Genomic DNA, 22,368 nt, shown 5'->3' with positions numbered 1-22,368 from the left:
ATGACGTTCGGATGGTTGAACTTCGCTCCCCAAAACATCTTGCGCGCCTGGACGACCGGCCGATTGACGTGACCGATGGCGAGATCTTGTGCTTTGTCGGACTGCGCAACGAAGCCAAATTGCTGCGGCAACTTCTCGACCACTACCGCGGCCTCGGCGTCGATCGCTTTTTCTTCCTGGACAATGGCTCCACGGACGGGACGCGTGAGCTGATCCTGGAGCAGCCGGACAGCCACTGCTTCCACACGGAAGGATCGCATTTCGCTGAAAACATCGATCCGCCGCGATGGATCAACACGCTCATGAATGTGTTCGGCACCGGCCATTGGTGCCTCTCGATCGACGCTGACGAGCTTCTCGTCTATCCCGATCTTGAGCGAGCGAACCTGCGGCAGCTTTGCAGCTATCTCGATTCGACCGGCGCGGACGCAGTTATCGGCTCCATGATCGACATGTATGCCGACGGCCCGTTGGCCGAATACAGCTATGATGGCACGATCCCGCTTGTTGAAGCTTCACCTTACTTCGACCCGGAGCCAGGGTGGCTGCGCGCCCGCGACGGTATGTATCCACCCGAGCAGATGTTCGGTGGCGTGAGGGAACGGGTCTTCTGGCACGGCCGGTTCAAGCAAACCTTTCCCCCGTGCCTGACAAAGGTGCCGATCGTAAAATGGGGGCGGGGCACGCATTATCACGTCGCACAGCACACGATCAGCAAGGTCCGGTTCAGCGAACTCCGCGTCGCATTGCTGCACTTCAAATTCATCTGGGGGTTTCGCCAGAAATCAGCGTCGTCTCTGAGTGAAAATGCGCAACTCAAGGAAAAGACGCTTGAGGAGCGTGCTGCCTACATGGAGGCCCTGGAGCGCAATCCGAAACTCGCGCTCCGCAATCAAAGGTCTGTCCGCTATCGCGGTGACGCCGCGCAACTGGTGGAGCTCGGCTGGATGAAAACCTCGGAGCGCTATGCCGGATTCGTATCAACCCTTGCCATACAACACCAAGGTAGCGACTACGCTAACTGACGTGCGAATTATTGAAGGGCAAAATTTGGCTGATGCTTATCCGCCGTAGCGGCCGCCGCCTTCACCGTGGTCATTGCTCCCATCACCGCCCGCAAACTGGCCCAGACTGTTGAGAGCAAGCGCCTTGCAGGCGGTCGGAGCATTCGGGTAACGGTGCAGATAGTCCTCAAGCGCCTCGATTGTGCCGGTTTTGAGGGCCTGCTCGCATGCGAGCTCGGCTTCCTTGACGCCAACATCGATACTCGCCTGCGCCGCGCCTGTGAAAGCGACGCTCAGCCCCAGCAGACTAAGTCCGCCCAAAAGCAAAGAATGAACCTTGCGCATAACGCACCCCACACACACAAAACAACCCACTGAAATATTAGCATCTATTAACGTTTTGTCAACCATTTCGGCAAGTTTGGGCAAACGTGGTTAACGCGCGCAATTGATCGGACCGGGGCCTCGCTGGCGCTCGGGGATTTCGTTTGCTTGGGCGGATCGCCGCTAATGCATGCGCCCAAAAGTGCGCAGCGGTTTTGGGACAACGACATGCATAAATACAACAACCTAAAGCGCGTTGCATGAGGCCGTTCAGGCGCGACGCGCTTTAGTCGCTGAACAGTGTCAGCTTCCGAAAGAAAGCATTGGTTGGAAAACCATTGGACGTTCCAGCGAAACGAACGGCGAGAACGATTGAAAGCGGCATCTTCCGTCGTGCGCGAAGCGCTGCCACCAAGGGATGGCGCACAAATCTGTCTTCGATGCTTATCCAGCCTGAAAAGGCGATCGTTTGCGCGCCGACGTCCTGTTGCCAATCTATGGTTTGGTCGGGTCGAGCAAGGGCGAGAGCAAAATCCATCGCCGGCGCATCGGCATGAGCGATTTCAACGGTTGCTTCCACCTTCCGGAAGAAGGCTGGAAAATGATGATCAAGCGATGCAGCGACCGCGCCGTCCGCATGCGGACGCAAGAACACCCCGCCGTCATCCGGCGCGACAAGCAGCAGCGGGAGAGCCGAGACGCGCGGTGTAAGCAACCGTGCACTCCTCAGTATGTCGTAGTCGAGGGTGATCGAACTGCCGCTGACATCAGGACGGTTCGGGGCATCGTGGTGTGTGGCGGCGGCGGGGCGTCCAAGCAAGGTGGCAGCCGTATCGGGGCGGCCGATCGACCCAGCAATGCTCGCAAGCTTCTCTATAGCTGCATCGCTGTTCGGTTCGATGTCGCACAGCTCCAGATATTTTCGATTGCCGGGGACATATTTCAGGTTTTCGCGGGCACTTTCAATTTCGGACCGGTGCGTGTTCTGGGCGATGGCCAAATGATGCAGCAGGCGGACGTCATCGGATTGGCTCGACCTGAACGCCTCCAGGACGGGAAGCCGGCTGTCGTACCAATTCGACGTCCGGAACATTCCATCCGGTTTCGAGCGATACCAGTATAGCGGCTTTGGAATCGTCCTGATCTTGAGACCCGCGAGAGAGGCTCGCGCAAAGAACTCCCAGTCGTGCATGGCGTAGCCGGGTTTTTCGATCAAGAACCCGATCTGCGAGAACACAGATCGGCGCATCATCGCATTCGCGTCGCCGTAGACGTTGTGGATCAGGCCGAGCGCGTCGGGACCACCCAGGGGCAGGTACTGGATCAGCCCGTCGGCGCGATCCTCGGGCACAAAATCCTCGTAGAAGATCAGTTGGAACGCAGTGCAGATATCGGCGCCCGATGTAGCCATCGCACGCACGAAATGATCGACGGCCTCCGCAAACAGCGCGTTGTCATCGTCGACGAACAGGATCAGCGCGCCGCGCGAAGCGCGGATGCCGGCATTTCGCGCCGCGCCGAGATGCTTGTGCGGTCGGCGCAGGATTTTCCATCCGCGCTTACGGAAGGTCGGTTCCAGCGTATCCAGCAATCGCCTGGCTTCGTCCAGGTCGCTTCCGTCGTCGACCAGAACCAGTTCCAGGTGATCGTAGGTTTGCGCCTCGATCGCCGCGATTGCCTGTTTCAGATAGAGTGGCCGGTTGCGATGGGCCATGACGATAGAGACCAGTGGTGACGACCCGGCACTTTTGTCGACGCGCCTGCGCTTGGCCGGCGTCGGCAAATTGCGCGTATCCAGCCAGGACTGCCGACATTGGCGGTCGACAGGCAGCGGGCGAGGCGGGTCATTGAGCGCCGCCGAAATCGCCTGCGCCAACGCGGCAGCGTCAGGATCGACCAGCCGCGGTTGCCTCGACTGCGCATTCCAGCTCTCGGCGTTCGCGTCGACATTGGTCGCAACGAAAGGCAATCCCGCCTCGGTACAGGCGGCGACCGCCGCGCCTGTCGATGCGGCGCGGGCGGGGATGACGGCGAGTGCGCCGGTCCGCGCGACGTAGTCGAGCTTTGCGGCGGGGCTTGCGTGCGCCAACAGGTTGAGCTTGAACGGCCACCGCTCGGCGCGCCTCAGAAGCAGTCCACCGCTGTGCTCGCCCATGATCTTTCCGAATGGACCGAATGCGGTGACCGTCAGCTCTTTTGGCGCTGTTGGCGCGATGATGTCGAGCGCGTCGCAAAGCAGCGTCAGGCCATCGCGGAAGCGCCAGCCGGCCAAGACGGCAAGTTCTCTGGCGCTTCTCGCAATCGACGGCCGCGCTCCGGCTGGACCGAGACGATCCTGCATCAGCAACATCGGCATCACGATCGCCTTCTTCACCTTCCAGCCCTTCGACAACATCCACTGTCGCAAGGCGGCCGACACACAGATCGTCCTGTTCGCCATCTCGGCGCAGTATTTCTCCATGTAGGCGACGGCGATCGCCTCGGTGCTGTCCATGAACGCCTTGTCGGCGTCATGTTCCCATTCTTCCGGAGCGTGGGCGACGACCACGATCGGCGGCGCGGCAAAGGCCGCGGTCTCGACCGCCAGCAGCGTGTAGTAAGGCAACCCGCCCTCAAGCGGCGCGTAGACCAAATCGTGGCTGGACCGTTCGAGATAATGCAGCACAGCGGCGGACCGGCTCTCGGGCGTCGCCAGCGAAGGAAGCAACTGATCGGACTTGTCGAGAACTTCCAGTCGCACCGAGGCCGCCTCCAGGTCGCGGTGGCGCGCTGCCTCCTCCTCTAGAGATGCTGCATCCCTGCCGGGAACCCATAGCAGGGTGACGTCGTCGCCATCTTCGGCGAAAAGCCTGGCCAGTTCGACCATGGCGGCGTCTTCGCCAGCCTGACCGATTACATTTGTCACGACGCAGACGCGGCGAGGCTTGCCTTCCTTTGACGGCCTCCGCTCCTTGCCACCAACGGCCATCCGACTTCCTCTGATCCAGTTCCGCCGAGTGCGCTCCCCAGCACAGTCGATCCGCAATGATGTCCGTGCCGGGTTTACTTTTCAGTGATCATCCTTCTGCGCCATTAGTAAACCAAATCGTCAATCAGATCCTAAAACGGCTGTACAATCAATCAACTGATACAACTTTAGCGACGCGGAATATTCAATCTTTACGCCTCCCAGCTAGTCATTGACGGCATAGCAGGAGGCGCAAATGAAAACGATAATGAAGTTTCTCGGTGCGCTCGGTTTGATGGGCGCACTGGTCTCGGCAAGCTCCGCGGGAGAATTGCTGCGACCGCGCATCAGCCTTGGCACGGCCAACGTCAAGACGATCAGTGGCGATCGCGGTGGCTATGTGATCGACTATGCCATCCGTGCGCTGAAAATGCGCCGCAGCGGTACTTTTGTGCGGTTCAACGGTTCGTGCGACTCGGCCTGCACGCTTTATCTGTCGATGCCCAAGAGCAAGGTGTGCATCACGCAGAACGCGTCGTTCGGCTTTCACCTACCGTATGGCGTTTCTGCGCGGGGCAATCAGGTGGCCGCGAATTTCATGATGAAAAACTACCCTGGCTGGGTTCGCGGCTGGATCGCCAAGCGTGGTGGGCTGAAGAGTTCCATCGCGAAGATGACATACGCGGATGCGAGCCGCTTTCTGCCGACGTGCCCTTCCGAACAGCGGGGCATGACCATCGCGAGCCTGAGTGCGACACGTCTGCGTGGCGGCTGATCGTCGACGCCAGTACCGAACGTCACGACGGCGGGTGCTCGACAGCGCCCGCCGTCGCCGATTCATACGGCGGGTGCACAGTTGATCAGACAGCTCACTTGGCCAAAACGCATCGCCGATCAATGCGTTCGGTTAACCAGTTCTCAAGAGAGTTGGTTAACGCAAACTTGATTTTGTTGACTCTTTTTTAGCGCAAGCCGATTCTGCGGGTGGGGGTTTGAAGGCTATCGGCCGTGGTTTGGGCCGAAGCGCAGACTGGCGGCGGGCAATTGTATGAGCATCGGCGGCAATATGGGGTCGGCGCGCCGACCTGAGAGCGGCCTTACGGAATCGAAGGCGGGGACGGCTTCATCGAAGGACTTGCGCTTCCGGCGCAGGAGCCTGCGGATCATTTGCACGGGCCTGTTGTCCTGGCTGCTTTTGGGTGTCTACCGCGGCGCAATCGTTGATCCGCAAACCACGTTTCCAGGCCTTTTGGGGGCCATCCCCAAGGGATTGGCATCGAGCTACTACGACTTGATTGTCGTTACGTCCCTGACCGTGGTGACTCTGATCCTGCTTTTCCTGGCAAAGGCCAGCCGTCTCGGCTCAGCAATCGTCGTCTTCCTCTTCTATGTTGCTGTCGTGGTCTCTCTGGGCTGGGGATTTGCCAACATCAATCTCGTCAAGATGCTGGGCGAACCGTTCACGTTCCAGTGGCTGGTCTATGGCGACTTCTTGCAGAATGCCGATGCCAGGAACGCGATGGGCGACGCGCTCAACATCAAGGACTTCGCGACCCTTTCAGGGTCCGTCATTCTGGTGCTCATCCTTGGCTATGCCGCGGCCAGTTTGTGCCAGAGGCTGAGCGCCGCTGGCTACGGGGCCTTTCTGGGCGTGCTCGTTGTGTGTGTCGGCGCGGCCCTCGCCGGCACTGGATACCACGTGCGGGCGGAGGCGCTGCCGGCGGCCAAGATCGACAATCCGATCCTGTATTTTGTTGAATCGGCCGTGCTCAGTCCAACGCCGGTCGTGCTGACAATGAATGCCAGCACCAATGACCCGGATGTCGCGAGCGTCGGCGAGCGTCCGCCGGAAACGTCGACCTTCAAGGCGCCGACGCCAAACCCGATCAAGAACGTGCTGATTTTCATGATGGAGTCGGTGCCGTCCAAATACATCGAGACGTTTGGCGGCAAGTATCCGGTCACACCGAATATCAAGAGTTATGCGAACGACTCCATACGATTCGACAACATATATGCGCACGCGCCGTCCACGCATTACTCGGTATTTTCTCTGCTCACTTCTATGTACAACGACATTTCATACTATGGCATGACCACCAGGTATCCTTATCTGCCTCTCGACACGATCTCCAACACCCTGTCCAAGAACAATTTCCGCACAGGGTTTTTCTGGAGTGCGGATTCCCGATTCCAACGGGTCGATGAGTTTCTGCTCAACAGGGGACTGGATGTGATCCAGGACTACCGGGGGCAGAAATGCGGTACCCCGACGTTCAAGCTCAGCTCGGAGCAGTGGAAGAACATGGACTACAACAGCGATCTTTGCACGGCGCAGTCGATCATCGACTGGATGAACAAGGACGCGGGAAAACCCTTCTTCGGCATAATGTTCACGGCGATGACCCATTATCCCTACATCACCGACAGCCCGATGTTTTCGAAGATGGCGCCTTCCGCCGATGGCAACACGCTGGTCCACTACTCGGACGATCAGAAATTCAACGCTTATCTCAACGCCCTGAAGGTCGGCGATACGGCGCTTGGCGAGATCCTTGAATCGCTCAAGCAGTCCGGCAAGCTCGATTCGACGCTCGTGGTCATATTGGGCGATCATGGCGAGGCGTTCGGGGAGCATGGCGACTACATTCATGCCAGCGCGATCTACGAGGAAAACATCCACATACCGCTCATCATGATCAACAAGCATCTCTTTCATGACGAGGTTGCGCACCCGGTCGGCGGCATCATCGATATCGCTCCGACGATCTTCGACATACTCGGACTTCAGCTGCCGAAGCAGTGGCAGGGGCGCAGCCTGTTCAGCGAGCAACGGCCAAACAAGACCTTCTTCTTCAACCCTTGGGCCGGATTCCTGTTCGGCTATCGCGAGAACGATCGAAAGGTCATCTTCAACGCGACCACCGGCAAGGTGGAGGAATACGACCTCAAGGCCGATTCCGGTGAACGAACCAACCTCTTCAAGGTCGATGCCGGCGACCGAAACGCGCTGCTGCAGCCCATCGCCGGATGGGTGCAATCGCAGAGGCAGCGTGTGGCCGACCTAGTGGCCACCGCGGCGAAAGCCACCGGACGTTGCTCCATCACCAGTCTGGAGGTCGACGCTGCCGGCGTTAATCTCCAAGGCGCGCCTCGGTTCGACGTCGTGGTCGACGGAAAGACCGTCGCCGAGATCGACGTCCCGGGCAACGAGAGCGCCGCATCGACGCCCGAAGCTGCCGTGGCGGAGCTAATGCAGGCGTCGACCGAGGCCAAGCCGTTCCACATCGATCTCAGCAGCGTGCCAAACCCGAAGACGATCGAGCTTCGCTATATCAACGACCTCTGGGGCGGAGAGGGCAAGCCAGGTGATCGCAACCTGTTCATCAAGAGCGTCAAGGTGAACGGTCAGCTGGTGCCAAACACCAGGCTGCACGTCGACGAGCAGTCTCATGGCTACACCGACGACAACGGGACGGCCATGTACAGCAACGGCTCGCTATGGGTTAGCGGCCCCTTCGTCGAGGGATGTGTATAACGTGCCGCGTGCCTGACCGTCGTCTTCGATCTTACAGCCCGTGCGCGCCGCGACAGATACTGTCGGCCCTCGCGGTTGACATCTTCGCGTGGCAGTCAATAGCATGCGAAATACTGATGGTTGGGGCGTGGAGCCAGTTGTCAGCGCAGAACGGACCGGGCCCGTTCTTGCGGTATGCTCGGCTGGTCGACGCCCGCTTGGGAAGTGAACATCGAATGCGATCGCTCGGCATGACGACCCGGACCGGATTGCCATCTGAATCAGCCAGCGGGGTGAGGCGCCATCGACTTGCCAGGCGTGTCTCCCTTGCGCCCCTCCTGGCCATTTGCTGCCAGATGGTGCTTTGCGGAGCCGCGCACGCAGCTGGTGCCAAAGACAGAGGACCTGCAGATGCCGTTACTGTCCCGACGGCTTTCGAACTTCAGCTTGTTTATGCTGACCGCACGTGGATATGGGATAACGGAGCGGCCTATTTCGGACAGAAGGATCGACCGGTCCGGGCCTGGACCTCCGAGCCGGACACGGTTTCTGTCGGCGAAGGCAGATGGCATCTAAGCAACGATGGCAAGATGTGCATGGATCTCGTCTGGCGGTCCAAGAGCTACGCGGCGCCGATTCGCACGTGTTTCAGCCACCGCATCCGGGGCGGGACCCTCCAGCAGCGCAAGGATCCGGACGGAGTCTGGTACAGTTTCAGGCACTCTTCGGAAAACCCTTCCGACGAGCAACGGAAATTCGAGGAAGGCGATACAAAGGGCGCGCAGTTTGACAAGATCCGCAGCCTGATCGATTCCAAGAGTTGATGCATGCGGCCCAAAGCGCGCAGCGATTTTGGGACAACGGCATGCATGAAGACAAAGCGCGTTGACGGGCTTTGGTTTCAGGCCCTGAGCCGTATCAAAGGCTCGCTGAGAAGCCCTCACTCACCTCAGCGAGCCCACGTCCCGACACACGACAAGCGGGACGACTACTACCAGCTTTGCGAGCTGGTGTTGCTTTCCGATGCATTTGACATGTCTGGCGCAGTTGACCGACCGCGCTTCGCTGTCGGCATCGGAATTGTGGACGCGGCGGCCTCCAGTCCGAAGAATGGGGCGGCTGTCCTGACGATCGTATCGATGTCGGAAAGTTCCGGCATGAAATCGAGATGTTCGCGTGCTTTGGCAGGGTCGGCGTAGAGCTCTGCCGGGTCTCCCGGGCGCCGGGGCCTGAAGACGGTTGGAACCGATTTTGACGTCATCCGGGTGACCGCCTGGAGAATCTCCTTGATGGATACGCCGCGTCCGGTGCCGAGATTGACCGATAAGCTTTCGCCACCCGACTCCAGATGCACCAGAGCCTTTAGATGTGCGCGCGCCAGATCGCTGACATGGATGTAGTCGCGCACGCAGGTGCCATCCGACGTGTCGTAGTCCGCGCCGAAAACCTCGATCTCGTCGATCAGTCCGGATGCGGCCATTAGCACTCGCGGGATCAGGTGGGTTTCCGGCGTGTGCCATTCGCCGAGCTCTCCGTCGGGATCGGCGCCGCAGGCGTTGAAATAACGCAGGATCGCATATTTCATTCCGTAGGCAGAGGCATAGTCCCCGATGATCTGCTCGCCCATCAGCTTGGTGCGCCCATAGGGGCTAATCGGATTTTGTGACGAGGTCTCTCGAATGGGCAGTGTTTCGGGCACACCATATGTCGCGCAGCTGCTTGAGAAGATGATGTTTTCGATCGAGCTCGCGCGCGCCGCATCGAGCACCGCGATGGTACCCGACACATTGGTCGAATAATATTCCGCGGGCTCATGAACGGACTCGCCGACATAGGCCAGCGCTGCAAAGTGGATTATCGCTTTCGGCTGATACGTCCCGATCGCCTGCTGCAGCGCATTCCGGTCCCGGATATCGCCGACGACAAGCGGCCCCCAGGCAACGGATCTCTCGTTGCCGCGGCTCAGATTGTCGAAAACGACGGGCAGGTAGCCGGCAGCTGACAACAGCTTGCAGGTGTGACTGCCGATGTAACCGGCCCCACCCGTCACCAGGATTGCGGGCCGGCTCATTTACATCGCAGCTTCTTTGACGGGCCGGCTCGAGTAGAGCAGGGCGTCAAAATACGCCGTGGTATGCGCGAGCCCCTGGCTCAAGCTGATTTTTGGCTCCCAACCGAGATTGTCCCTGGCAAAGGAGATGTCCGGCTTGCGCTGTTTGGGATCGTCGACGGGCAGCGGCCGATGCACGATCTTCGACCGCGAGTTGGTGTATTCTATCACCTGTGTCGCCAGCTCCAGAATGGTGAATTCGGTAGGGTTGCCGAGATTGACCGGGTGCTTCGGAGCGCTCGGTGCGTTCATCAGCCGGATGAAGCCTTCGATCAGGTCGTCCGCGTAGCAGAATGAACGTGTCTGCTGGCCGCTGCCGTAGACGGTCAGGTCGTCACCGTGCAAAGCCTGGACGATGAAGTTCGACACGACGCGGCCATCGTCTGGTTGCATGCGGCGGCCATAGGTGTTGAAGATCCGCGCGACGCGGACATCGAGGCCATACGTTCTCGAATAGTCGAAGAACAGCGTCTCGGCCGAACGCTTGCCCTCGTCATAGCAGGATCGCGGACCATGCGGGTTGACGTTGCCGAAGTAGCCCTCCGGCTGCGGATGCACCAGGGGGTCGCCATAGACCTCGGACGTCGAAGCCTGGAATATCTTGGCATTGTTCCGCCGCGCCAGTTCGAGCAGGTTCAGCGAACCAAGCACGCTTGTCTTGAACGTATGGATCGGATCTGCCTGGTAATGCGGCGGGGAGGCCGGGCAGGCGAGGTTGTAGATTTCATCGACCTGAAGATCCAAAGGCAGTGCGTCGACAATGTCGTGCTCGATGCACGTAAATCGCGGATCGCGCAGGAGGGCATTGAGATTGTATCTTTTGCCGGTGTGGAAATTGTCCAAGGCGACAACTTCGTATCCATCCAGCAAAAGACGCTCGCACAGATGCGAACCCAGAAATCCTGCCCCACCGGCAACCAGGGCGCGGCCCCGATTGGATTTGGCGCCCCTCCGGCTGTTCCCGGACTCGAGTTTCAGAACGTTGACAGATCTACCCATACTCTACCCCTTCGCCCTTACGCACTACTCGCGCTACCGCCGAACCGGGACATAGCGTTGCCGGGCGACGTTCCTGAGAACGTCACAAACCTTCCGCTTCGGCGGAATCGTCACTCCTGCTGTCTGTTGATTGCTTTCTGAGTTCGCTGGGCGACGCTATACGGCTATTGGCTGCCGTTCAGCATTCGAAACGCCCCGAAATCGCTGTTACGCGTCTGGTGCCACCATCGCCCACTACTCGCCCAAATTGCACATCCCAACGTGCCAAAAATATACCTGTGGACAACATAGTCAACTAAATTAGCGAATCGTTAACCGTGATCGTTCGGGAGTGGTTAATCATGAGGTCGGCAGCGTCTGCGGCAGCGTTCCGAGGGTCGAGCCGAAATTGGAAATATACCAACAAAAAACATAAATATTTACGGGAATTTTCGCTGACGTAGGGCAACGATGTGGCAGGATAATTTCAGAATGGAATCAGAAACGCTGGTTAAAACCAATACTGTTACTGTGTGTTTTTAGATGTATTTGATGTTGTTTTCATTTATAGAATATCGAAAATATAGGAACATCACGGTTCTTAAATAAATTCTTAGAAAACGATGCGATCGGAATGGTCGTTGCGTCTATTAAGTTATTTAGACTTCCCTAATTTAGCGATGGCTTTTGAGCGTATAGGTAGAAATCCGGCAGCATTGCGACGCAGACATGACGCTGATGCGGTTGGACGGCGGGCAGCTCGCTTTGGCCAAATCCGCACAAACATTCATTTGGCTATTATCCTTTGTCTTGGACAGACGAGGCCCGCCGCGCAGGCCATCGCCTTTTGATCCTTGGAGCGCTATTGGCAAGCTGGTCGAATACTCGGGGGATCCTCAATGCGCTTTCTATTCTTCCTGATCCTGCTCGCCGGTATCGCCGTCGGCATCGTCTATCCCTGGGCGATGACGAATTTCTCCGGTCATGAGATCGGCAGCTACAGGGTCTACGAGCAGGGCCGCTTCAAGCCGGTGACGGTGACGCTCTCGGCAGGCGATGCGCCGGTCAGGGTACTGGTTGATCTGACCGCCCGGGCCGAACGCATCGTCTCGCAGCAGCGCACTGTCCTGACACTGACCGCTGCCGCCGGTAGCCGCACGGTGCTCGCCTCGACGCTGCAGTTCAACCACTCAGACAATCCGCGCCAGGTCAGCCCGCAACTGCCCGACAAGATCTTTCGCGACGAGGCGGGCGTGATCACGACTGTCAGCCCCGGCGCCTATCTCTTCACCGTCGGCCCGGGCGATGCCGATGATATCCCGATGCGGGCGGTGGACCTGGTGCTGCGCTCCGGCGCCGGCGAGATCGACAGCCGCGCCCGGCCGGTCGGCTATGGGCTGATGGCCGTCGGCCTGATCGGCTTCCTGCTCTCCTTGCGTTTCGGCGGCAGCCGGCCGGAGAACCCGAACTCGAAGCCGCCACCGCCGCGCTGGGGCAGGGGCTCATCGACATGAGGGCGGCATGAACTACCGTCACGCCTATCACGCCGGAAATTTCGCCGACGTCGTCAAGCATGTCGTGCTCAGCCTTCTGCTCGACTATCTCAAGCAGAAGGACAAGGCGTTCCGTGTCATCGACACCCATGCCGGCATCGGCCGCTATGATCTGTCGTCGACGGAAGCGCAAAAGACCGGCGAATGGCAGGGCGGCATCGGCCGCCTGATCGACGCTTCGTTGGACAAATCGGCGGCTGCGCTGCTTGCCCCCTATCTCGAAGCCGTGCGTTCGCTCAATCCCGATGGCGGCGTGAAGAAATATCCGGGCTCGCCACTCATCGCCCGCCATCTCATGCGCAAGCAGGATCGGCTGTCGGCGATCGAACTGCATGGCGAGGATGCCGCCAGGCTGAAGACGCTGTTCGCCGGCGATTTCCAGACGAGGGTGATCGAGCTCGACGGCTGGCTGGCGCTCGGCGCGCATTTGCCGCCAAAGGAAAAGCGTGGACTGGTTCTTATCGATCCGCCCTTCGAGGAAGCCGGCGAATTCGACCGCCTCGTCGACGGGATGCAGAGAGCGCACAAGCGCTGGCCGGGCGGCATCTATGCGTTGTGGTATCCGATCAAGGACCGCAAGGCGATCATCGCCTTCCGCAAGGCGCTCAAGCAATCCGGCGTCCCCAAGTTGCTCGACATCGAGTTCGAGATCCGGCCTGCGTCGCGCGAACCCAGCCTCGACGGCAGCGGCATGGTGGTGGTCAACCCGCCCTTCACGCTGGAGCGCGACCTGCGCATCGTGCTGCCGGCTCTGCACAGATTGCTGGCGGTCGAAAAACCGGCGCACTGGTCGCTGGAATGGCTGGCCGGGGAGTAGCGCCGCTTCGCAGCGGGTGACTTTCCCCAGACATAGGGAAGCGAGCTTTTCAAAGGCTCAGGACGTGGTTTCACGGCTCCGCACCGGCAAAACCGGTTGCGAAGCCGGAAACCATCGTCGGCGCGACCGCTTGACCGCGCGCCGCCGAATCCGCACAGTGCGCGCAGTCGACCTTCGAGAGGCTGCCATGACTCGCTTTGCCAAATCCGCTCTTGCTGCCCTGATTTCGCTTTGCACGCCGCTGGCCGGACCCCTTGGCATCACCCAGGCGGCGCAGGCCGCCGATCTTTCCGTTTATTCCGACGAGGACAGCGGCGTCTGCGGTGAGGCCTGGGTGCTGAACAAGATCTCCAGCCGCTTCTCCTATCAGGTGCATCACGTGCCGCATCTGCCTGATGTTTCGATCACCGATTTCCAGCGCATTCATCAGCATCGCTATCTGCCGGCCAACGAAGAATGGCCGATCGGCCGCCGTTATTGCGGCGCCACCGTCAGCCTCTCCGATGGCCGTGCCCGCACCATTTGGTACCTGATCGAGGAAGGTCAGGGTTTTGCCTCGATCGGCGACAATGTCGAATTCTGCGTCTCGGGCTTCGACCGCTGGATGGTCTACAACGGCCGCTGCCGCGTCCTGCGCTGAGGCAGGGAAGCGGCTTCGCTGAAGGCTGCCAATCTCCCCGCCAGGGGGAAGATCGGATGTCGCCTCGCTTCTCGCCAATCTCTGGCTTACGACTGAAGTTGTTCAGGACGTCCTCACACCGCCTTCCCACCCGACACATAAGCGCAGATCAGCTCGACGAGTTGCTTTTGCAGTTCCGGCGCATCGAGCATGTCTCGCCGTGCGGCATTGTGGATGACTCCCTCGACCGCCGAGGACAGCACCCGGGCCACGGTCTCATTGTCTTTCCTGCGCCTGCGATATTGCGTCACCGCCGCCGTGTAGTGGTCGAGATAGCGTGACTGGAACGAGGCATGGGCGGCGCGTGAGCCGCGATCGCCCGGCGCCTCGTCGAGCAGCACCTGGTGCAGGGTCGGATGGATGCTGTGCGCTTCGATCATACCGCGCACCAGCTCCTGCGCGAATCGCTTGAGCGGCTTGTCGCCTTCGGCTGACTCGGCGATCACCGACAGCACCTGATCGAAATGTCGCCGCCGGATTGCCTCGACCAATGACAGCTTGTCGGGAAAATATTGATAGAGCGAGCCGATGCTGACGCCGGCGGCATCGGCCACCTTGTTGGTGGTGAAGCCGGCCCAGCCGAGCGCGCTCAGAACATGAGCACCGGCTTCGATGATCGCCTCGACGGTTGCTCGCGAACGCGCCTGGCGCGGCTGCTTGCGCATGCGCGAGCGCGGTTTTGCAATGCGAGTAGACATGTCTGCTCCATCAGCCAAGAATATAGACAACATACTCACATTTTTCGCAAAGGATACAGACCATGAGCGCGCTGGATCTGCTTCGCAGTCTCTTCGTCTATCAAGCCCGGGCCAATGGCGAATTGCTGGAAAAGCTCGCGAGCCTCGACCCGCGGATGCATGTGGATCAGCGTCACACTGCGGTCCGTTTGCTCAACCACAACCTCATCGTGTCGAGGATATTCGCCGCGCATCTTTCCGGCACGCATCACGGCTACGCGTCAGACAATACCGAGGACACGCCGACGCTCGATGAGCTCAGCGCAGACGTCGCTGCGATGGACCGCTGGTATCTCGATTATCTGGACGCTGTGCCGACAAAACTTCTGTCGCAGCCTGTGCCCTTTGTCTTCACCGACGGCGACAAGGCGATGATGTCGCGCCAGGAAATGCTGACCCATGTCGTCACGCATGGCGGCTACCATCGTGGCGAGATCGGCCGCATCCTGGTGCAGATTGGTGTCACGCCGCCGTGGGATACGTTTGCCGTTCACCTCCACCAGACCGAGCCTGCGCGCCGGCTGCAGGTGCGTGAGCGGGTTGGAGCTTAGGGCCTACACCCCTTGGTTTCCAAGGGATCGCGGCTTCCCGGGAGGAGGATCGCCCGATCCTTCACCTCTCATTGTCCATTGGGCATCTGCGGCGCCGAAGTTGGCGATCTCCCCTTTCGTCTGGAAGATGTGCAGCACAACAGGGCGTCCCCTCAAATGCTGTCTTTCATAGCTTCGTCAACCGCTTTCAATATACGAGTAAAAAGCTCGCATTTAGTTTGCTGCTGTTTCCGTAACCGCCGGAATGAAGCAAGATCAGCCTCTGCGGTGCAATGATTTTTGCCATCCGATAAGCCGCCGATGACCGCATGAGATCGACGGCGTTTCAAGAGAATGTGAGCTTGACGAGAAGATCGCGTGAGTCGCGATGCTCGAGATTTCTCTCGCAACAGTTCGCCGCGAAGCGAGAAGATTCTTTGCCGATTTCTGTGCCGATCATCGCGATCATGCTCTCAGCGTAACCGAAATTTAATCTACGAAATTCAATGTAATGCTTCGCTGGCTAGATACGAGCGAGTCAGATATGCATTAGCTCGCCGGGTCACTAACGGCCATCGGCACAAACGCAAGGGGCATCGCATGGCAAAGACCACGACGAAGGCGCCGGCGGCGAAAGCGCCGGCAAAGAAAGCGGCACCGAAAGCTGCCGCGAAACCTGCAGTAAAGAAGGCAGCACCGAAGGCAGCGGCAAAGCCGGCAGCCAAGGCAGCGGCGAAGCCGGCAGCTAAGGCAGTGGCAAAACCCGCCGCCAAGGCAGCAGCGAAACCCGCCGCCAAGAAGCCGGCCGCCAAGGCAGCGGCGAAGCCTGCTGCGAAGGCAGCAGCCAAGCCCGCCGCCAAGAAGCCGGCAGCCAAGGCAGCGGCAAAGCCCGCCGCCAAGGCTCCGATGAAGGCCGCCGCCGCCAAGTCGACGGCAGCTGTGAAGAAGGCAGCACCGGCCAAGAAGCCAGCCGCCAAGAAGAAGTAACAGCTGACGACGTTCCATCTCAAAGCTCCCGGGAACTTTGCCGACTGGCAGATTCCCGGGAGCTTTTTTGTTGCGCCTTAGGTCTTGTTTTGATGCATGTCGTTCTCTCGAAATCGACGCCGCTTCTGTGCGACATGCATTGGCGACTTCATTGTCGGCGGATTGGCCGCCTGGTTTTGCCCTTCTGGCAGTTGCTCCCTCAGAGAAGATCGGCCAACACTAAAGCGGTCGCATTCGAGCGGGTTCGGGCGACGCGCTCTAGGCCTTTGTTTTACGCGCGTCGTTCTCTCAAAGACCGGAACCACTTTTTTGAGCGACATACGATGGCCGTCTGCAAACAGGGAACCGATCATGCCGAAGCTGCTCTACGCGTCCTCATCCCCTTACAGCTCCAAGGTACGCATGGCGGCACTCTATGCCGGCATCGCCGTCGACCTGGTGCCGGTCAAGACCGAGGACAAGCCGGCCGAACTGATAGTGGCCAATCCACTAGGCAAGATCCCGGTGCTCGTGCTCGACGACGGCCGCTCGATCCACGACAGCCGTGCCATCACCCAGCATCTCAACCGTGCGTCGAAGAATCTGCTGTTGCCGCGCAATTCCGACAAGCGTCTCGAGGCCGAAGTGCTGGAGGCATTGGCCGACGGCATCTGCGACTGTGCGCTGTCGATGGTCTATGAGCGGCGCACGCGGCCCGAGGAGATGGTCTATCAGCCCTGGCTCGATCGCCAGTGGACGAAGATCACCGCCGCACTCGACCTCCTCAACGCCAATCCGCCGAAACTGCCGAAGAAGATCACGCTCGGCCAGTTGGCGCTGCGCGCCTGCCTTGGCTACCTCTCGCTGCGCTTCGCCGGCAAATGGGAAAAGGGCCGCGGCCGGCTGACCCGTTGGGCAGCGCGTTTCGACGAGAAGTTCCCGGAACTGAAAGGCTGCGTGCCGGGGTGAGAACTGCCGATCTCCCCCTTGTGGGGGAGATGCCTGGCAAGGCAGAGGGGCGCTGTCCCGCCAGCCTGTCATCGAGTGGCAGCCGGAGCCATCACCGAGTTTGTTCGAACAAGCTTCAACGTCGGCGATCCTTCGCGCCCCCCTCTGTCCTGCCGGGAGATTGGCGCCTCACTGCCGCGCTCCACTTTCCATATTGAACCGCCGCTCGGATTCGTGCTTGCTTGGCGCCCGGTAAATCGCACGCAGGCGGTGAACATGGCGAAGTCATCCACCTCAACCGGCAGCGCGGCCGACCCGATGGTCGAGCGCCTGCGCACTGCCCTTGGCAACCGCGCCTTGACCGAGCAGAAGATGTTCGGCGGTACCTGCTTCCTCATCGACGGCAACATGCTGGTCGGCACATCGAAGCGCGGGTTGCTGGTTCGCGTCGGCAAGGCCGCGCACAGCGCCGCCGCTGCCCGTCCGCACGCGCGCCCGATGGAGATGGGCGGACGCACCATGGAAGGCTATGTCCATGTCGCGCCGGAAGGCACCGCGACCGACGCCGACCTTGGCCGCTGGCTCGATCTCGCGCTTGCCTTTGTCGGCACGCTTCCAGCAAAATCGAAATCTGCCAAGGTCGCAAAGAGGCGCGCCTGAGCGCGTGGCGCGGCGCATTCTAAGCTTCGCCGAGTGAGTTTTGCCGAGTTGGGGCGCACGGCGAGGGGAGGGTGCGATGGTCCTTACGGGAATTTGCATGTGCGGAGCGGTTGCCTGGACCTACTCCGGAGACTTGACGCGCAACCTGGTCTGTCACTGCGCCGATTGTCAGCGTGCCACGTCTTCTCCCCTCACGGCCTTCCTGGGGATGAAGCCGGAACAGCTGAGCTGGACCGGCGAGATCGTGCACTATGAGAGCAGCCCCGGGACGTTTCGCGGATTTTGCCCGACTTGCGGCACAAGGCTCTATTTCCGCTCCGACAGATGGCCCACCGAGGTTCATGTCCATGCCGCCACAATGAGCAACCCGGGCGAATACCGGCCGGATGCGCAGGTCTTCATGCCGTCGAAGGCGGGATGGCTCGACCGGCTGCCGTCGATCCCGGCCCATGATGGTTTCCATCAAGAGCCGATGATTCACCCGCCTGCCGAGACAGTTTGAGGTCTGGCGCCTGGACGGCAGCCACGTCGGGGCGCGGGCACGGCGGCCGGCTCGCAGTTTTCGGTGAGTTTGTTGCCTTCTCGTACAAAATTCTCAAAACCGGTAAGCCGGGAAAGGGCGCGCAACGGGTAAAATTGCCTCCCGCCGGGCACAAAAAAAGCCGGGCGCGAGGCCCGGCTTTCTTGTGTCGTGGCTTGAACGACAGTTAGAACTTCATACCGACGCCGAAGGTGACGCGGTTGTCGCTTTCCTTGACCTTGGTGCCGACGCTGTCGAAGCTCTTGGAACCGAAGTCGGTGTAGCGGTACTCGACACGGCCGAACACATTGTCGGTGATCTTGATGTCGGTGCCGACACCGGCCGTCCAGCCGAGCATGGTGCTGCTGTCGCTGTCGCCGGGGACCGAGACCTTCTGGTTCTTCAAGGCGCCACCGCCAGTACCGTAGAGCAGGATCTCCGGGGTCACAGCGTAGCCGAGACGGGCGCGCAGCGAGCCTTCGAAGCCGCCCTTGGAATTGACACCGCCGCTGTCACCCTTGACGCCGTTGTAGCCGAGATCGGCTTCAGCACCGTACACGAAGTTCTCCTGCTGCCACTGGTAGCCGCCGAAAACGCCGCCGACGAAGCCCTTGGTCTTGATGTCGGGGCCGCCGTCGTGGACTTTGGCATGACCGCTGAAACCGTAGCCGGCGCTGATACCGGCATAGGGGCCGGCCCAGGAAGCGACGGGAAGTTCGGCGATCGGGGCAGGCGCCGGGGGCTCTTCCGAGACGACATCGGCAGCAAAGGCGGTACCGCTGAGGGCGAAGAGCCCGAGCGCAACCGCGATTGGCGCGAATTTGAGATTGGCTTGCATTGTTGTTTACTCCTTAAGCCACAAGACACGTAGGCTTGTTTGTCTTGAGCGCCATCAACCCGTCCGGGGGATGAAACGGATCTGGCACTCAACGGTTCCGAATGTCGTGTCAAAATGCGGCGGCAGCGAACCTGAAACTGGGTCATTCCCCGGCGCGAATGAGGCCGAAGCTTGACGTTGCATCTTCGCAACAGCGAAATGTCAGTACGCATGTGATGCTGCACTGCACTCGGCTTGGTGCAAGGAGTCCAGCGTCCTATATTGCGGTCCTGCCGGCCCGAATCCGGGACGGGTCACAGTGCTAAAAAAGCCGTTTCGCCACATTCCTGCCCCAGGTGGAAACGGCATTTAACCCCTGGACGCGTCACAATGTGCCGGCTAGCGGATTTGAGGCGCAGATTGAGGATTGACAGATGATCGAAGCCGCCGGAACGGCGCTGGTGACGGGCGGGGCAAAGCGGATCGGCAAGGCAATCGTCGAGGATCTGGCCGCGCATGGTTTTGCTGTCGCCATCCACGCCAACCGCTCGGGCGCCGAGGCCGACGCGCTGGCCGCGCGCATCAGGGGCGAGGGCGGCCGCGCCGCCGTGGTCGCCGCCGATCTGACCGACATGGCCGCCGTCGGCGATCTCGTCGGCCGCGCCGAGGCTGCGCTCGGCCCGGTCACGCTTCTGGTCAACAATGCCTCGCTGTTCGTCGACGACAGCGTCGAGGACTTCGACTGGGCAGCCTGGGACCGTCACTTCGCCATCCATGTGAAGACGCCGGCGCTGTTGGCGCAAAACTTCGCCCGCGCCTTGCCGCAAGGGCAGAAGGGGCTGATCGTCAACATCATCGACCAGCGCGTCTGGCGGCCGACGCCGCGTTATTTCTCCTACGCGCTGTCGAAGTCGGCCTTGTGGACGCAGACGCAAATGCTGGCGCAGGCGCTCGGTCCGCGCATTCGCGTCAACGCCATCGGTCCCGGTCCGACGCTGAAGAATGCGCGCCAGGAAGATCATGATTTCCAAAAGCAGGTCGATGGCCTGATTTTGAAGCGCGGCCCGCAATTGGCCGAATTCGGCGCCACCATCCGCTATCTCTGGGATGCGCGCTCGGTGACCGGCCAGATGATCGCGCTCGACGGCGGCCAGCATCTTGCATGGCAGACGCCGGATGTGACAGGCATGGTGGAATGAGTCCCGCAGACCAGAAACACAAGCGCGGCGCCGCCGACGATCTGCCGCCCGAAATCGACCTCGAGGATGAGGCAGCCGAGGAGATCGTCGAGCCCGAGGCCGCCGGCCCCGATGTCGCCTTCACCGCGATCGACTGGGCGCCGCATGCCGGCGACGCCGACGGCATGGTCGGCGCCGAGGTTATCCAGACATTGGTCAAGCGGCTGCCCAATGCGCCCGGCGTCTACCGCATGATGAACGCTGCCGGCGACGTGCTTTATGTCGGCAAGGCGCGCAGCCTGAAGAAGCGGGTGACCAACTACGCGCAAGGCCGTTTCCACACCGCCCGCATCGGCCGCATGGTGCGCGAGACGTCGACGATGGAGTTCGTCGTCACCCGCACCGAGATCGAGGCGCTTCTGCTTGAAGCCAATCTTATCAAGCGCTTGCGGCCGCGTTTCAATGTGTTGATGCGGGACGACAAGTCGTTCCCCTACATTCTGTTGACCGGCGATCATGTCTCGCCCGGCATCTACAAGCATCGCGGGGCGCGGTCGCGCAAGGGCGACTATTTCGGCCCGTTTGCCTCTGCCGGCGCGGTCGGCCGCACCATCAATTCGCTGCAGCGCGCCTTCCTGCTCCGGAGCTGCACCAACTCCTTTTACGAAAACCGCACCCGGCCGTGCCTGCTCTACCAGATCAAGCGCTGCGCTGGCCCGTGCACCGGCGAAATCTCGCATAGTGACTATGCCGAACTGGTCACCGAAGCGAAGGATTTTCTGTCGGGCCGCAGCCAGAAGGTGAAAACCGAAATCTCTGAAGCCATGCAGCAGGCGTCGCGGGAGCTCGATTTCGAGCGCGCCGCCATCTATCGCGACCGGCTGGCCGCACTGTCGCATGTGCAGAGCCATCAGGGCATCAACCCGGCGACGGTCGACGAGGCCGATGTCTTCGCCATCCATCAGGAGGGCGGCCAGGTCTGCATCCAGGTGTTCTTCTTCCGCACCGGCCAGAACTGGGGCAATCGCGCCTATTTCCCCAAGGCCGATCCGGCACTGGAGGGGTCGGAGGTGCTGGGCTCGTTCCTGGCGCAGTTCTATGACGACAAGCCGACGCCAAGGAACATTCTTCTGTCGCGAGGGGTCCAGGACCAGGATCTGCTGGCCGAGGCGCTGTCCACCCGCGCCGGCCGCAAAGTGTCGATCTCGGTGCCGCAGCGCGGCGAGAAGAAGGATCTGACCGACAATGCGCTGCAGAACGCGCGTGAGGCGCTGGGCCGGCGGCTGGCTGAAACCTCGACGCAAGGCAGGCTGCTCGCCGGTTTTGCCGAGACCTTCGGCTTGCCGAAGCCGCCCGTGCGCATCGAGGTCTACGACAATTCGCACATCATGGGCACCAACGCCGTCGGCGCCATGGTCGTCGCCGGGCCGGAAGGCTTTGTGAAAAACCAGTACCGGAAATTCAACATCCGCTCGACCGAGATCACCCCCGGCGACGATTTCGGCATGATGCGCGAGGTGATGGAGCGGCGCTTTTCAAGGCTGCTCAAGGAACATGGCGATGTCGCCGTTGCCGACGATGCGGCGGCGGGCGACGACATCGAGGAAGACATCTCCGGCAGTTTCCCGGCCTGGCCCGACGTCATCCTGATCGATGGTGGCCAGGGCCAGATGAGTGCGGTGCGCAAAATTCTCGCCGATCTCGGCATCGAGGACCGCGTCGTGGCGATCGGCATCGCCAAAGGGCAGGACCGCGATGCCGGCCGCGAGCGCTTCTTCGTCAGGGGCAGGGACTCGTTTTCGCTCCCGGTCCGCGATCCCGTGCTCTATTTCGTCCAGCGGCTGCGCGACGAGGTCCATCGCTTCGCCATCGGTTCGCACCGCGCGCGGCGCAAGAAGGAACTAGTCAAGAGCCCGCTCGACGAGATCGCCGGCATCGGTCCCGGCCGCAAGCGCGCCCTGCTGCTGGCCTTCGGCACCGCCAAGGCGGTCAGCCGCGCGGCAGTCGAGGATCTGGTCAAGGTCGACGGCATTTCCGAGCAGGTGGCAAAACTGGTCTACAACCATTTCCACGAGAGCTGACG

General features: G+C 60.6%; 21 protein-coding genes. 14 read left to right on the top strand and 7 right to left on the bottom strand.

The features are described 5' to 3' along the window. Nucleotides 1–11 precede the first annotated feature (11 nt). Nucleotides 12–1,025, top strand: a complete 1,014-nt coding sequence (locus tag AC1DYO_RS15480) for a glycosyltransferase family 2 protein (protein ID WP_477264576.1) — start codon at nucleotides 12–14, stop codon at nucleotides 1,023–1,025. A gap of 36 nt (nucleotides 1,026–1,061) precedes the next feature. Here AC1DYO_RS15480 and AC1DYO_RS15475 read toward each other — a convergent pair whose 3' ends face one another. After that, nucleotides 1,062–1,349, bottom strand: a complete 288-nt coding sequence (locus tag AC1DYO_RS15475; RefSeq protein ID WP_181059053.1) for a hypothetical protein — start codon at nucleotides 1,347–1,349, stop codon at nucleotides 1,062–1,064. A gap of 265 nt (nucleotides 1,350–1,614) precedes the next feature. Next, nucleotides 1,615–4,194, bottom strand: coding sequence for a DUF6212 domain-containing protein (locus tag AC1DYO_RS15470; RefSeq protein WP_477264574.1), 2,580 nt, complete (start codon nucleotides 4,192–4,194; stop codon nucleotides 1,615–1,617). 337 nt (nucleotides 4,195–4,531) lie between these two features. Here AC1DYO_RS15470 and AC1DYO_RS15465 point away from each other — a divergent pair, with 337 nt between their 5' ends. The 3 genes from AC1DYO_RS15465 to AC1DYO_RS15455 all read left to right on the top strand — a co-directional run bounded on the left by AC1DYO_RS15465 (nucleotide 4,532) and on the right by AC1DYO_RS15455 (nucleotide 8,616). Further along, nucleotides 4,532–5,050, top strand: a complete 519-nt coding sequence (locus AC1DYO_RS15465; RefSeq protein ID WP_477264572.1) for a hypothetical protein — start codon at nucleotides 4,532–4,534, stop codon at nucleotides 5,048–5,050. Nucleotides 5,051–5,323: 273 nt separating this feature from the next. Continuing rightward, nucleotides 5,324–7,813 (top strand): sulfatase-like hydrolase/transferase, encoded by a 2,490-nt coding sequence (locus AC1DYO_RS15460; protein WP_477264570.1) that lies wholly within the window; start codon nucleotides 5,324–5,326, stop codon nucleotides 7,811–7,813. A 215-nt stretch (nucleotides 7,814–8,028) separates the two neighbouring features. After that, nucleotides 8,029–8,616 carry a DUF995 domain-containing protein gene (locus AC1DYO_RS15455; RefSeq protein ID WP_477264568.1) on the top strand — a complete coding sequence of 196 codons (588 nt, stop codon included), beginning with the start codon at nucleotides 8,029–8,031 and terminating at the stop codon, nucleotides 8,614–8,616. 167 nt (nucleotides 8,617–8,783) lie between these two features. Here AC1DYO_RS15455 and galE read toward each other — a convergent pair whose 3' ends face one another. Then, nucleotides 8,784–9,863, bottom strand: a complete 1,080-nt coding sequence (galE, locus tag AC1DYO_RS15450) for a UDP-glucose 4-epimerase GalE (RefSeq protein WP_477264566.1) — start codon at nucleotides 9,861–9,863, stop codon at nucleotides 8,784–8,786. After that, nucleotides 9,864–10,901, bottom strand: coding sequence for a UDP-glucuronic acid decarboxylase family protein (locus AC1DYO_RS15445; RefSeq protein WP_477264564.1), 1,038 nt, complete (start codon nucleotides 10,899–10,901; stop codon nucleotides 9,864–9,866). 878 nt (nucleotides 10,902–11,779) lie between these two features. On the opposite strand from AC1DYO_RS15445, the gene AC1DYO_RS15440 reads away from it, so the two are divergent. The 3 genes from AC1DYO_RS15440 (at nucleotide 11,780) to AC1DYO_RS15430 (ending at nucleotide 13,890) form a co-directional block, all read left to right on the top strand. Next, entirely contained in the window at nucleotides 11,780–12,394 is a 615-nt protein-coding gene (locus AC1DYO_RS15440; protein WP_477264562.1) for a hypothetical protein, read from the top strand. Nucleotides 12,395–12,401: 7 nt separating this feature from the next. Next, nucleotides 12,402–13,250 carry a 23S rRNA (adenine(2030)-N(6))-methyltransferase RlmJ gene (locus AC1DYO_RS15435; protein ID WP_477264560.1) on the top strand — a complete coding sequence of 283 codons (849 nt, stop codon included), beginning with the start codon at nucleotides 12,402–12,404 and terminating at the stop codon, nucleotides 13,248–13,250. A 187-nt stretch (nucleotides 13,251–13,437) separates the two neighbouring features. Beyond that, nucleotides 13,438–13,890, top strand: a complete 453-nt coding sequence (locus AC1DYO_RS15430; RefSeq protein ID WP_477264558.1) for a hypothetical protein — start codon at nucleotides 13,438–13,440, stop codon at nucleotides 13,888–13,890. A 113-nt stretch (nucleotides 13,891–14,003) separates the two neighbouring features. Here AC1DYO_RS15430 and AC1DYO_RS15425 read toward each other — a convergent pair whose 3' ends face one another. Next, nucleotides 14,004–14,627, bottom strand: coding sequence for a TetR/AcrR family transcriptional regulator (locus AC1DYO_RS15425; protein ID WP_477264556.1), 624 nt, complete (start codon nucleotides 14,625–14,627; stop codon nucleotides 14,004–14,006). Nucleotides 14,628–14,689: 62 nt separating this feature from the next. Between AC1DYO_RS15425 and AC1DYO_RS15420 the strand changes: the two genes are divergently transcribed. Further along, nucleotides 14,690–15,217 carry a DinB family protein gene (locus AC1DYO_RS15420; protein WP_477264554.1) on the top strand — a complete coding sequence of 176 codons (528 nt, stop codon included), beginning with the start codon at nucleotides 14,690–14,692 and terminating at the stop codon, nucleotides 15,215–15,217. A gap of 579 nt (nucleotides 15,218–15,796) precedes the next feature. Beyond that, entirely contained in the window at nucleotides 15,797–16,183 is a 387-nt protein-coding gene (locus AC1DYO_RS15415; RefSeq protein ID WP_181059068.1) for a hypothetical protein, read from the top strand. Between the two features lie 77 nt (nucleotides 16,184–16,260). Here the strand turns inward: AC1DYO_RS15415 and AC1DYO_RS15410 are convergent, their stop codons facing one another. Then, a complete protein-coding gene (locus AC1DYO_RS15410; protein WP_477264552.1) occupies nucleotides 16,261–16,536 on the bottom strand; it encodes a hypothetical protein in 276 nt (91 codons plus the stop codon). Here AC1DYO_RS15410 and AC1DYO_RS15405 point away from each other — a divergent pair. From AC1DYO_RS15405 to AC1DYO_RS15395, 3 genes are all read left to right on the top strand, one after another. After that, nucleotides 16,535–17,131 carry a glutathione S-transferase family protein gene (locus AC1DYO_RS15405; RefSeq protein WP_477264550.1) on the top strand — a complete coding sequence of 199 codons (597 nt, stop codon included), beginning with the start codon at nucleotides 16,535–16,537 and terminating at the stop codon, nucleotides 17,129–17,131. The two genes, AC1DYO_RS15410 and AC1DYO_RS15405, sit on opposite strands and share 2 nt — an antisense overlap. A 255-nt stretch (nucleotides 17,132–17,386) precedes the next feature. Further along, complete coding sequence (locus AC1DYO_RS15400; RefSeq protein WP_477264548.1) at nucleotides 17,387–17,770, top strand: TfoX/Sxy family protein; 384 nt, start codon at nucleotides 17,387–17,389, stop codon at nucleotides 17,768–17,770. Nucleotides 17,771–17,846: 76 nt separating this feature from the next. Further along, entirely contained in the window at nucleotides 17,847–18,272 is a 426-nt protein-coding gene (locus tag AC1DYO_RS15395) for a GFA family protein (protein WP_477264546.1), read from the top strand. A gap of 205 nt (nucleotides 18,273–18,477) precedes the next feature. Here AC1DYO_RS15395 and AC1DYO_RS15390 read toward each other — a convergent pair whose 3' ends face one another. Continuing rightward, on the bottom strand, nucleotides 18,478–19,128 hold the full coding sequence (locus tag AC1DYO_RS15390) for an outer membrane protein (RefSeq protein WP_181059072.1): 651 nt from the start codon (nucleotides 19,126–19,128) through the stop codon (nucleotides 18,478–18,480). Nucleotides 19,129–19,541: 413 nt separating this feature from the next. On the opposite strand from AC1DYO_RS15390, the gene AC1DYO_RS15385 reads away from it, so the two are divergent. Together AC1DYO_RS15385 and uvrC are read left to right on the top strand one after the other, a co-directional pair. After that, nucleotides 19,542–20,306: an SDR family oxidoreductase gene (locus AC1DYO_RS15385; RefSeq protein ID WP_477264544.1), complete on the top strand. Its 765-nt coding sequence runs from the start codon at nucleotides 19,542–19,544 to the stop codon at nucleotides 20,304–20,306. Then, nucleotides 20,303–22,366, top strand: coding sequence for an excinuclease ABC subunit UvrC (gene uvrC, locus AC1DYO_RS15380; RefSeq protein WP_477264542.1), 2,064 nt, complete (start codon nucleotides 20,303–20,305; stop codon nucleotides 22,364–22,366). The genes AC1DYO_RS15385 and uvrC overlap by 4 nt, the downstream gene beginning before the upstream one ends. Nucleotides 22,367–22,368 lie beyond the last annotated feature (2 nt).

The organism is Mesorhizobium sp. P2_F5, from assembly GCF_056403715.1.
This window is presented reverse-complemented; position numbering and strand designations above follow the sequence as displayed.

What these genes read in the sequence shown, in the direction of transcription:
- AC1DYO_RS15435 (WP_477264560.1), top strand. Translation starts at nt 12,402, where the DNA reads ATGAACTACCGTCACGCCTATCACGCCGGAAATTTCGCCGACGTCGTC.
- uvrC (WP_477264542.1), top strand. Translation starts at nt 20,303, where the DNA reads ATGAGTCCCGCAGACCAGAAACACAAGCGCGGCGCCGCCGACGATCTG.
- galE (WP_477264566.1), bottom strand. Translation starts at nt 9,863, where the DNA reads ATGAGCCGGCCCGCAATCCTGGTGACGGGTGGGGCCGGTTACATCGGC.
- AC1DYO_RS15385 (WP_477264544.1), top strand. Translation starts at nt 19,542, where the DNA reads ATGATCGAAGCCGCCGGAACGGCGCTGGTGACGGGCGGGGCAAAGCGG.
- AC1DYO_RS15415 (WP_181059068.1), top strand. Translation starts at nt 15,797, where the DNA reads ATGGCAAAGACCACGACGAAGGCGCCGGCGGCGAAAGCGCCGGCAAAG.
- AC1DYO_RS15420 (WP_477264554.1), top strand. Translation starts at nt 14,690, where the DNA reads ATGAGCGCGCTGGATCTGCTTCGCAGTCTCTTCGTCTATCAAGCCCGG.
- AC1DYO_RS15455 (WP_477264568.1), top strand. Translation starts at nt 8,029, where the DNA reads ATGCGATCGCTCGGCATGACGACCCGGACCGGATTGCCATCTGAATCA.
- AC1DYO_RS15390 (WP_181059072.1), bottom strand. Translation starts at nt 19,128, where the DNA reads ATGCAAGCCAATCTCAAATTCGCGCCAATCGCGGTTGCGCTCGGGCTC.
- AC1DYO_RS15405 (WP_477264550.1), top strand. Translation starts at nt 16,535, where the DNA reads ATGCCGAAGCTGCTCTACGCGTCCTCATCCCCTTACAGCTCCAAGGTA.
- AC1DYO_RS15400 (WP_477264548.1), top strand. Translation starts at nt 17,387, where the DNA reads ATGGCGAAGTCATCCACCTCAACCGGCAGCGCGGCCGACCCGATGGTC.
- AC1DYO_RS15470 (WP_477264574.1), bottom strand. Translation starts at nt 4,194, where the DNA reads ATGGTCGAACTGGCCAGGCTTTTCGCCGAAGATGGCGACGACGTCACC.
- AC1DYO_RS15425 (WP_477264556.1), bottom strand. Translation starts at nt 14,627, where the DNA reads ATGTCTACTCGCATTGCAAAACCGCGCTCGCGCATGCGCAAGCAGCCG.
- AC1DYO_RS15480 (WP_477264576.1), top strand. Translation starts at nt 12, where the DNA reads ATGGTTGAACTTCGCTCCCCAAAACATCTTGCGCGCCTGGACGACCGG.
- AC1DYO_RS15410 (WP_477264552.1), bottom strand. Translation starts at nt 16,536, where the DNA reads ATGATCGGTTCCCTGTTTGCAGACGGCCATCGTATGTCGCTCAAAAAA.
- AC1DYO_RS15440 (WP_477264562.1), top strand. Translation starts at nt 11,780, where the DNA reads ATGCGCTTTCTATTCTTCCTGATCCTGCTCGCCGGTATCGCCGTCGGC.
- AC1DYO_RS15460 (WP_477264570.1), top strand. Translation starts at nt 5,324, where the DNA reads ATGAGCATCGGCGGCAATATGGGGTCGGCGCGCCGACCTGAGAGCGGC.
- AC1DYO_RS15395 (WP_477264546.1), top strand. Translation starts at nt 17,847, where the DNA reads ATGGTCCTTACGGGAATTTGCATGTGCGGAGCGGTTGCCTGGACCTAC.
- AC1DYO_RS15445 (WP_477264564.1), bottom strand. Translation starts at nt 10,901, where the DNA reads ATGGGTAGATCTGTCAACGTTCTGAAACTCGAGTCCGGGAACAGCCGG.
- AC1DYO_RS15465 (WP_477264572.1), top strand. Translation starts at nt 4,532, where the DNA reads ATGAAAACGATAATGAAGTTTCTCGGTGCGCTCGGTTTGATGGGCGCA.
- AC1DYO_RS15430 (WP_477264558.1), top strand. Translation starts at nt 13,438, where the DNA reads ATGACTCGCTTTGCCAAATCCGCTCTTGCTGCCCTGATTTCGCTTTGC.
- AC1DYO_RS15475 (WP_181059053.1), bottom strand. Translation starts at nt 1,349, where the DNA reads ATGCGCAAGGTTCATTCTTTGCTTTTGGGCGGACTTAGTCTGCTGGGG.